Here is a 9,627-nt window from a genome sequence, read left to right as displayed (position 1 = left end):
CCCCGTCCCCGACCCCCCGTCCGGAGGGCTCGATGTGGTCCCGTCGCGACCAGCTGCAGGCGTACCAGTTCCTGCGGCGCCGGCTCGTCTCGGCAGTGGTCGTGGGCGACGCCAACCACACCGAGTCGCCGACGCGGCGGGTGATCGTCTCCACCATCGCCGGCTGCAGCGTCGCCCTGCTGGTGGCGGCCACACTCATCGTCATCGGTGTGCTGCGCCCGAACGGTGCCCGGGTCTGGCTCAAGGGCGGCTCGGTGATCGTGGAGAAGGAGACCGGTGCGCGGTTCGTGCTCGACCAGAACGGCACCCTGCACCCCGCCCTCAACTACGCCTCCGCCCGGCTGTTCCTCGGGAGCCCGCGGGCCGGGACCGTCGCGGTGTCGCGCAAGTCCCTGGCCGTCGCCCCGCGGGGGGCGATGGTGGGCATCCCGGGAGCGCCCGACTCACTGCCACCGTCCGACCGGCTGCTGAGCGGACCGTGGTCGCTGTGCAGCAACGCCGAGCAGGCGCCGGGCGCCCCCGTCGTGGTCTCCGTGACCGCGGCGCTCGGTGTCCCGGCGGGCAGGACGGTCCTGGCCGAAGAGGAAGGGGTCGTCGTCACCGTGCCGGACCTGGGCCGCCGCTACCTCGTCACCGACGGCCGGCGCTTCCTGCTGCCCTCCAAGGCCGTGGCGCAGGCCCTCGGCTACGCCGACACGTCCACCGACCTGTCGGTGGGCGTCGCCTGGGTGTCGGCGCTGCCCGCCGGGCCGGACCTCAACTTCGTCGCCGTGGCCGGGGCCGGCGAGCGAGGTCCCACCCTCGAGGGCCGTGGCACCACGCTCGGCCAGGTCTTCCGGGTGGACCAGCTGAGCGGCACCACCCAGTACTACGTGCTCACCCGGCAGGGCCTGTCCGCACTCACGGAGACCGAGGCCCAGCTGATCCTCGCCGACCCCGGCGTGCCCGCGACCGCCGGGCCGCTGACGCCCGCAGGCGTGGCCGGGGCCGCTCTCGCCCCGGCACCGCTGGTGGACAGCGGCTACCCCGACCGCCTGCCCCGGCTGGCGCGCGCGGCGACCGCCGCGGCAGGGCGGTCCTCGACCGTCTGCGCCACGCTGGCGGCCGACGGCACGGGCATCACCGCCATCGTCGACCTGCGGGCGGCCGCCCTCCGGGGAGTGGTCGTCGGCGGGGCGCGGACCGCCCCGGCGGACGCGGACCGGACCGCCCGCGCGGACGAGGTCTTCGTGCCCCCGGGCCGGGGAGCGCTCGTCCGCGAGTCCGTGGGTGCCGGCTTCCCGACGAGCGCCGCCTATCTCGTCACCGACCAGGGGACGAAGTACCCGCTGCCCGACGCACGTGCCGTCGACGCGCTCGGCTACCGCGGCGCCACCGTGACCACCGCACCCGGGGCGGTGCTCGACCTGCTGCCGACCGGACCGGCGCTGGACCCCGCGGACGTGGCCGCTCGTGTCGGCGGCTGAACCGTCCCGGGTGACGGCAATTCGGCCGCCCGCCGGCTCGTGAATTACGACCTGCACCGTCATGGCGCCGCGTTCCTACGCTGACGCCGAGCGTCGGGCCTCCCTGCCCGCGCGAGTCAGGGAAGGCGGTGCCGACGTGAGCCAAGGGCAGGACAGTCAGGAGATCGATCCCGTGGCGGCGGCTCGGGCGATCGCCCGGCTGGCCGAGATGATCGCCCGCTACACGCAGGTCCTGGCCCGGCTGCAGGCCACCCGGGCCAACCCGTCGGACTTCTCCGTCCTCGGTGCACCCGCCGCCGCGGGACAGCAGGCCAAGCACCAGGCGCTGTGCATCAGCGCAGCGGTGATGCTCGCCAAGCTCATCGCCATGCGTGAGGCGCTGGAGAAGATCGTCGACTCCTACGTGCGCCAGGACCAGTCGGTCGCCGAGATCCTCGACGAGGCGCAACGCACCATGGACAGCGACGAGCGGATCGCGCGTGCCCGGGCGGGCGCGGCGTTCACCGGGACGGCCTGACATGACCTACTTCCAGGCCGCCAGCGGCCTCTGGGACAGCAACGGCGGCGGCAACCGTTACATGGACCAGCTGCTCAGCACCGGCAACGCCGCCGGCCTGCGCGCCTACACGGCCCAGCTGCGCTCGATCTCCGCCGAGATGGAGCAGCTCGAGCGGGACTACCGCGACCTGGCCCACGACCTCGAGCAGGCATGGCCGCAGGGCAGGGCCCGGCAGTCGTGGATGTCGCTGGCCGACGACACCGGCCGGGCCTACGAGTCGATGCGCCGGGTGGTCAGCGACGGCGACCAGTCGCTCGCCGGCATCACCGACCGGCACGCCGACGAGGTGCAGAGCACCCAGACCTCGTCGATGACGAAGTCGATCCTCGTCAACGCGCTCCTGTCGGCGCTGAACTCCAACCCCTACACCTCGAGCCTGGTCTCGCCCACAGGAGCGATGGCGACGATCGAGACCGTGGCCGAGCTGGCCCAGGTGGCCAACACGATCAACACGTTCTACCAGCTCTACGAGAACCTCGCGGGCGACGACGCGAGCCACGAGGTGCGCCAGTCGGACAGCCGCTACGCGAGCGCCATCCCGATGGCCGAGGGCGGCTACGCCGGTCACTACGTCCCGGCGGCCGCGTACTCCCCGGGGCAGTACCCGCAGAACGGCCAGTACCCGCAGAACGGCCAGTACCCCCAGTACCCGCAGAACGGCCAGTACGTGCCGGCGGAGTACACCCCCGCCGGGGGCTACAACCCGTACGGCAGCTACATGCCCAGCTCGGGCTTCCCCTCGACCGGGAACGTCGTGCCGGCCATCGGGTACGCGGCGAACGGCGGCGGCGGTGCGGTGCCGGGCTTCACCCCGGTGGATCCGGGGGCGGTCACCGTCTCGGGCGACGCCGCCCCGGGCAACGGCAGCAGCCACGCGAACAGCCACACCAACAGCCACGCGAACAGCCACGGCAACAGCCACGGCAACAGCCACGGGAGCTCGGACGGCGTCACGGTGACCGTCCGCGACGGCGACGCCTCGTTCCAGGTGACGACGAACAAGGACGGGCACTTCGACGGCACGCTGCACGGCCAGAAGGTCTCGGTCGACGTGGACGTCGCCGACGACCCGAAGCCGCACCGCCGCACGGGCTGACCCGGACGACGCGTCCCCCGCCGTCCGCCCTGGCGCCCCTCCCCGTGACTCCCGACCCCAGAGGCGGTCATGACCCAGCAGACCCTGACAGCGCCGGTGCCGGCCCCCGTCCGCGCCGGCCCGTCCTCCTGGCCCGCCACCCAGGAGGAGGTGCCGGCCTGGGCGGGCACCTTCGGTGCCGATCTCGAGCGGTACATGGTGTGGTTCGGCATGATCGTCGCCTCCACCACGGGCGACCCGGACCGCCTGGACCGGACGGCCGCGGACTGGAGCGGTGCGGCGTTCGCGATGGGCGGGCTGCGCACCAGGATGGAGCAGGCGGACCGCGCCACCGTCACGTGGACGGGCCCCGCCAGGGAGGCGTTCAGCCTGGCCTCGGACGGCCTGCAGGCCCGCCTCCACCAGGAGCAGGACAAGTTCCCCGAGGTGGCCTCCGCGCTCACGGCGGCGGCGGGCGCGCTGCGCATGGCCCAGGCGAACGCTCGCAGCGTCACGCTGGCGTTCCTGCGGGACGCCGAGATGCAGCGACAGCTCGTGAACGCCTTCGCCAGCACCGAGGGCGTCGTGCTCAACGCGCGGGCCGAGTACGCCACCCGCCTGCAGAAGCGTTTCGAGGCCTACCAGCCGCAGGGGCTGGAAGTGGTCAGGCGCCTCGACACCGACATGCGCGAGGTCGCCCGGCGGCTGACCGCGGCCACGCCGACCGCCGAGGGGATCCGCGCCTGGTTCGACCCCGTGGTCAGGCGCCGCGCCCTCGAGGTCGCTGCCGGGCTCAGGAGGGGCGACGGCACCGTCCTCGTCGGCGAGACCGAGCTCGCGTTCGGGGTCGCCCAGGGCGTCATCAACTTCGGCCCCGAGTACGTGCGGATGAAGGGCCGCCTGGGCCCGGCCGACGCAGTCCAGTTCGGCATCATGACGATGCCCGCAGGCATCGCCCGCAACGTCATCACCTACGGGCTCGACCAGACGCTGTTCGACAACACGTGGTACCAGCTCCCGACGACGATCGCGGGCAACTACGCCGCCGCGTACAGCACCAACTGGGCGGCGGGGAAGTTGCTGGGCGCCAAGTACAAGACGAACGTGCCCGGGCTGCTGGGACTCAACAACTCGATCACCAGCTGGGCGCTGGCGCAGAAGCCGTGGGCGTACGAGCACGGGATCATGACCCGGCCCGAGCTGATCGACAGCGTCGGCAAGCCGATCGCGCTGAGCAACGAGGCCTGGTGGGGCAACGTCGGCTACGACACCACGATGATCGGCGTCCCGGCGGCGGTCCTCTTCGGCGGTGAGGCGGCCTGGGGGGTGCGCACCGGCGGCAAGGGGGCGATGATCGGCGAGGGCTCGGCGACGTTCCTCACCGAGTTCGGGGTGGGCGGCGCGACCACGGTCATCGCGGACACCTACAGCCAGCGGCCGCCCGAGCCGAACAGCTGGACGCAGGCCGCCCACGACTGGGCCAGGCCGAAGTGGGAGTACCTCCAGCAGCACCCGGCCACGATCACCGTCGGCGCCGCGATGAGCGGTGCGATGTCAGGGATGTCGTACCTGGAGGCGATGGCGGGCGCCGACCCGCGGGCCGGCCATCACGCCGGCGACATCGTGCTCGAGCGCAGCGCGTGGGGGCCCTTCGAGCAGCACACCCTGGTGCGGATGACGCCCGAGATGGAGACCCAGGTCGCGGCCCAGGAGGCCGCGCGGCAGGCGCGGCTGCAGGCCGAGTGGGACGACATCCAGGATGCCGGCGCTGCCATCCGAGACAACACCTGGCGCCGGTGGGTCGCAGCGCCCTGACCGGACGCTCCGGGGGGAGCGGCGGGTGCCGTCGTCGGCGCCGACGGCACGGCGGGCGTGCGGTCGCGCTGACGCTCGCTGCCGCCCTCTGCGGTCCGTTCGCGGCGTCCCTGACGGCGGCCCCGGCCGAGGCGGCAGGGGCGTCCTGCACGCACGCCGTGAGCCGCCACGAGGGCCCCGTGCCGTGGGCGCTGACACGGCTCGACCCCACCCGGGTCTGGCCGCTGGCCACCGGTGGCGGACAGCTGGTGGCGGTCGTCGCCACCGGCGTGGACGCGCGGAACCCGCAGTTCGGGCCCGGTCAGGTGCTGACCGGCACGGAGGTGATCGACCGCTCCCCCGGCGGGCGGGCCGACTCCGACTGCGACGGCCGGGGCACGGTGGCGGCCGGCATCATCGCCGCTCGCCCCGACCGGCTCACCGCGGTGGTCGGGCTCGCGCCGGGCGCCCGGATCCTGCCCGTGCGGGTCACCCAGGCCGTCGACCGCGGCGACCCGCCCGGCGGCCCGGACTCGATCGCTGCCGGCATCCGGTTCGCGGTGGCGCAGGGCGCCGACGTGGTCTGCGTGACCGTCGCCACCCGGCGCGACTCCGCGAGGCTGCGCGCCGCGGTGCGGGCCGCACTGGTGAGCGGTGCGGTCGTGGTCTCGGCAGGCGACGCGGGCACCCGCGACGAGGCGGGGCCGACGTACCCCACGTCGTCCCCGGGGGTCATCGGGGTGGTCGGGGTCGACCGCGAGGACGGACTCGTCGACGGCTCGGAGGTGGGTGCCGGCGTGGACGTCGCAGCGCCGGGAGCCGACCTGTGGAGCACCGGGGCAGGCGGGCGCGCCGGCCTCCTGGCGCACACGAGCGTCGGCACCGCCCCGGCGATGTCCGCCGCCTACGTGGCCGGCGTCGTCGCGCTGGTGCGCTCCGCGCACCCACGGCTGGACCCGGCGCAGGTGGCCCACAGGATCGCGGTGACCGCCGACCGCACCACGGCGAGCGGCACCGGGGCCGGTGTCGTGAACCCGTACGCGGCGGTCGCCGCGGTGCTGCCCGAGGAGGAGGACCGGATCGGCGGTTCCCGGCGCCCGCAGGTGCCCCCGCCGGTGGCGAGGACACCTCCCGGCGCCGACCTGCGCACACGGCGTCTGGCGGTCGGCACGGCCGCGGCGGGCGCGGTCACGGTGCTCGCGGTTCTCGGCGCCGGCGCCACCGTGCAGGTGGGTCGCAGGCGCCGCTGGCGGCCGCAGCGACGTTCCCCGGCCCCTGCGTCCGGGCAGGGGCCCGGTACCGGCCCGGGGGAGCCCGACGGACGGGAGCTCAACGCTTCGGGACGGCACGCCCGTCGGACGTGATGAGACCGTGCGCGATGGCGTACCGGGTGAGGTCGGGACGTCGACGCTGGCCGGTCTTCTCCCGCACCCGCTCCAGGTAGGAACGGACGGTCCGGACGCTGATCCGCAGCGCCTCTGCGATGTCCTGGTCGGTCTCGCCGGCGGCCACCATGGACAGCACCTCACGTTCGCGACCGGTCAGGCTGGGGCCGCTGCGCGAGCCCGGACGGCCGGCGCCGAGCAGGAAGGAGGCCAGGGTCGGCGAGATGTAGGTCTGGCCGGCGGCCACCATCCGGATCGCCTCGACGACCTGCTGGGCCGTCGTGTGCTTGGTGAGGTAGCCGCGGGAGCCGGCGGCCATCGCCGCCAGCACCGCGTCGGGCTGGGCCTCCGCAGAGATGACCAGGCACTTGTGGCCGCGTGCCGTGACGGCCCGCACCCCCTCGGCGCCGGTGGTGTCGGGCAGCCCGAGGTCGAGCAGCACGACGTCCACCTGCAGATCGGGCGCCGCGAGGTAGCCGCGCAGCGAGCGGGCCGAGTGGACGATCGTGATGAAGGGCACCCGCGACACGGCGCCCACGAGAGCTTCGGCGTACAGCGGGTGGTCCTCGACGATGGCGATCCGCAGCTGCCGCATCGAGCGGTTCATGCCCCGACCACCTGTCTCGTCGGCAACCTGAGGGTCACCCTCGTGCCGCGACCGGGGCGGGACCAGATCTCGGAGTCTCCGCCGATCTCTTTCAGTCGTGCACGGATCGAGAAGTCCACCCCGAACCCGTCCCGCGGGCGGGCGGTGTCGAAGCCGACGCCATGGTCACGCACGGAAACCACCAGGTCGGGGCCGTCGACACCCGCGAGCAGCACGGCGCCCGAGGACCCGGAGTGCTTGACGACGTTGGCGAGGGCCTCGCCGGCCGCCCAGACGAGGGCGTCCAGCGCCGCGGGCTCGAGCCGGACGTCCTCGATGTCCGGCAGGACCAGCTCGACCTGCAGACCGCGACCGGCGAACGTCTCCCCGAGCCTCTCGATCGCCGCCTGCACGTCCCCGGCCGCGCCATCGGGGTCGGCCTTGAGCAAGTGGCGCAGGGCTGTGGCCTCGCGCCGGGCGTGTCGGTGGACGTCTGCGAGCACGTCGTCGGGCGGGCCTCCCGACTCGGCGCGCAGGGCGATCGCCTCGAGGGCCTGCAGCGCGGTGTCGTGCATGGTGCGCAGCATCTGCCCGTGCGCGACCAGCCGGCCCTCCATGCGGCCGGCGTCAGCCCGTCGCTGGATCAGCCGGCTGACGAGCTCGGTGGCAGCCACCACGACGACGAGGTCGGCCGCCCCCTCGACGAAGTAGTTGCCGATGCTCGTGGGCGGCGCCTGGCTCAGGACGACCATCGCGCCCATCACCGACACCGCCGCGCAGGCCAGGATCGCGGCGCTCAGCCAGCCGCAGACCGCTCCGACCACTGCGATGGCCCCGACGGCGAACCACCAGGAGGCGTCTGCCGGCGCCTCGTCGATGGGAACCGTCGAGCGGGCGGCGACGGCCAGGTTCAGGGCACCGGCGGTCCCTGCGTTGAGCCACGCGACGGCCTTGGGCACAGAGCCCCGCCCCTGGCGCCAACGCCACGCCGCGCTCGCCGTGAGCAGCCCGGTGAGCGCGCCGACGAACCACTCGGGCAGCACCGCGAGGGCCTCCGGCAGCCCTTCCAGCGCCAACGCCATGAGGATCGTCGCGGCGACCGCGAGCTGGGTGATGACCACTGCCGCCAGTGCGATCGCCGCGTCCTCTTCGGCACGCTCGGGCCGAACCAGTGCGCGAAGGTCCACGTGACGCCCCGTCCGTCGCTGTCCTACGTGATGCTCCCCGTACCGCGTCCGCGAGGCCGCCGGCGCTTCCACCGCACCGCTGCCCTGCCTACGGTCGTGTCCCTCGACGAAGATCGTTCTCGGGGCAACGTCGGTCAGATTAGGGCGTTCGACCCATAGTGTCTATGCGTCCGGACATGCAGTTCAGCAGCCCGAGGAACGGGCTCGACCGGGCGTCGAGCGTGAGCCGGCTGACGAGCCCGCGGCCCACCGCCTCGGCCGGCGCCGGACGCCTAGGGTGGCGACATGACGGCCCGCCCCGCCCAGGAGGCCCCGGTGCCCGGCACCGAGACCCTCGACGTCGTCCTCAGCTTCGACTTCGACGCCGAGGAGGTCTGGATCGGCAGCGACCCGGCGAACGCGGACCGGCCCGGCACGCTCTCGCAGGGCACCTACGGCGCCAAGGTCGCGGTGCCGGCGGTCCTCGCGCTGCTGGACCGGCTCGGGCTGCCCGCGACGTTCTTCGTGCCGGGCCGGGTCGCGGAGCGGCACCCGCAGCGGGTCGATGCGATCGTCGCGGCGGGTCACGAGATCGGGCACCACGGGTACACCCACACCCACCCGGCCCGGCTCACGCCGGAGCAGGAGGAGGCCGAGCTGGTCCGCGGTCTCGAGGTGCTCCACGGGTTCGGCGCGGAGGTCAGCGGCTACCGCTCGCCCGCCTGGAGCTTCAGCCCGGTGACCCTCGACCTGCTCGTACGCCACGGGTTCACGTACTCCTCGAACCTCATGGACGACGTCCGGCCGTACCTGCACCCGGGTCACGACCTCGTCGAGCTGCCCGTGCACTGGACGCTCGACGACGCGCCGCACTTCTGGTTCGACAACTCCACGTGGAGCAAGACGATCCGCAGCGCGGCGGAGGTCCGGGCGATCTGGGCCGAGGAGGCGGCGGGCTACCGGGCGCTCGGCGGCCTCTACATGCTCACCATGCACCCGCAGGTCATCGGCCGCCCGGGGCGGCTGCTCATGCTCGAGGCGTTCCTCACCGACCTGCGTGAGCAGCCGGGCACCCGGTTCCTCCAGGCGGGCCAGGCGGCCGCGAACGCCCGCGCGAGCCTCGCGTAGGACCGGGTCAGGGCTCGACCCGGAGGATGCCCCACACCCCCTGCGGGACCGCCCACCGGAAGACACCGCTGCGGTAGGCGTGGTCGCCGGGTTCACGGGCCTCCAGCTCCAGGCTGTGGACGCTGCCGGCCGTGAGCCCGGAGAGCGAGCCGACCCACGGGCCCGACGTCCGGGCGTCCCCGTCACGGCGCGCGAGCCACGGAGCGGCGTCCCAGGCCTGCCCGTGAACGGTGAACGTGTGGTTGCGCGGCTTGTCGGCCGCGCAGACGAGGCGCAGCCAGAGCGTGTCCCCGACCTTGGCGTGCCAGACCGGGGTGGACGGGTCCGGGTCCGCGAGCACCGTGCGCGGGTGCACCGGGGCGACCCGGTAGTTGACCCCCTTCTGGCCCGAGTCCTCGGGGTCGTCGCCGACGACGGTGTCGCGGACCGGCGAGTCCGGGTCACCGGCGACGAAGTGCCGAAGACCGT

General features: G+C 74.0%; 8 protein-coding genes and 1 pseudogene. 6 read left to right on the top strand and 3 right to left on the bottom strand.

The features are described from left to right. From eccB to EDJALFJO_RS34285, 5 genes are all read left to right on the top strand, one after another. A partial coding sequence (gene eccB, locus EDJALFJO_RS11785) for a type VII secretion protein EccB (RefSeq protein ID WP_233149814.1) occupies positions 1–1,466 on the top strand: 1,466 nt, incomplete at its 5' end. A 172-nt stretch (positions 1,467–1,638) separates the two neighbouring features. Continuing rightward, positions 1,639–1,983, top strand: coding sequence for a hypothetical protein (locus EDJALFJO_RS11780; RefSeq protein WP_088285393.1), 345 nt, complete (start codon positions 1,639–1,641; stop codon positions 1,981–1,983). A 1-nt stretch (position 1,984) separates the two neighbouring features. Further along, positions 1,985–3,121, top strand: coding sequence for a hypothetical protein (locus tag EDJALFJO_RS11775; RefSeq protein WP_088285391.1), 1,137 nt, complete (start codon positions 1,985–1,987; stop codon positions 3,119–3,121). A 69-nt stretch (positions 3,122–3,190) separates the two neighbouring features. After that, positions 3,191–4,915, top strand: coding sequence for a hypothetical protein (locus tag EDJALFJO_RS34290; protein WP_158220407.1), 1,725 nt, complete (start codon positions 3,191–3,193; stop codon positions 4,913–4,915). A gap of 158 nt (positions 4,916–5,073) precedes the next feature. Further along, positions 5,074–6,258, top strand: a complete 1,185-nt coding sequence (locus EDJALFJO_RS34285) for a S8 family serine peptidase (RefSeq protein ID WP_158220406.1) — start codon at positions 5,074–5,076, stop codon at positions 6,256–6,258. On the opposite strand, the gene EDJALFJO_RS11765 is transcribed toward EDJALFJO_RS34285, so the two are convergent. Both EDJALFJO_RS11765 and EDJALFJO_RS11760 read right to left on the bottom strand, forming a co-directional pair. Then, on the bottom strand, positions 6,224–6,886 hold the full coding sequence (locus tag EDJALFJO_RS11765; RefSeq protein ID WP_088285387.1) for a response regulator transcription factor: 663 nt from the start codon (positions 6,884–6,886) through the stop codon (positions 6,224–6,226). The two genes, EDJALFJO_RS34285 and EDJALFJO_RS11765, sit on opposite strands and share 35 nt — an antisense overlap. Beyond that, positions 6,883–8,052 carry a sensor histidine kinase gene (locus tag EDJALFJO_RS11760; protein ID WP_143448512.1) on the bottom strand — a complete coding sequence of 390 codons (1,170 nt, stop codon included), beginning with the start codon at positions 8,050–8,052 and terminating at the stop codon, positions 6,883–6,885. Before EDJALFJO_RS11760 ends, EDJALFJO_RS11765 begins: the two co-directional genes overlap by 4 nt. A gap of 285 nt (positions 8,053–8,337) precedes the next feature. On the opposite strand from EDJALFJO_RS11760, the gene EDJALFJO_RS11755 reads away from it, so the two are divergent. Beyond that, complete coding sequence (locus EDJALFJO_RS11755; protein ID WP_088285383.1) at positions 8,338–9,159, top strand: polysaccharide deacetylase; 822 nt, start codon at positions 8,338–8,340, stop codon at positions 9,157–9,159. Positions 9,160–9,166: 7 nt separating this feature from the next. Here the strand turns inward: EDJALFJO_RS11755 and EDJALFJO_RS34280 are convergent. Continuing rightward, positions 9,167–9,627, bottom strand: a pseudogene (locus EDJALFJO_RS34280) (hypothetical protein); the annotation flags it as partial.

The organism is Kineosporia sp. A_224 (genome assembly GCF_002198655.1).
GTDB lineage: Bacteria > Actinomycetota > Actinomycetes > Actinomycetales > Kineosporiaceae > R-H-3.
The sequence above is the reverse complement of the archived record's forward strand: the minus strand, read 5'-3'. Positions and strand labels throughout refer to the sequence as shown.

Coding starts and splice junctions, on each gene's coding strand:
- EDJALFJO_RS11775 (WP_088285391.1), top strand. CDS start 1,985: ATGACCTACTTCCAGGCCGCCAGCGGCCTCTGGGACAGCAACGGCGGC.
- EDJALFJO_RS34290 (WP_158220407.1), top strand. CDS start 3,191: ATGACCCAGCAGACCCTGACAGCGCCGGTGCCGGCCCCCGTCCGCGCC.
- EDJALFJO_RS11765 (WP_088285387.1), bottom strand. CDS start 6,886: ATGAACCGCTCGATGCGGCAGCTGCGGATCGCCATCGTCGAGGACCAC.
- EDJALFJO_RS11755 (WP_088285383.1), top strand. CDS start 8,338: ATGACGGCCCGCCCCGCCCAGGAGGCCCCGGTGCCCGGCACCGAGACC.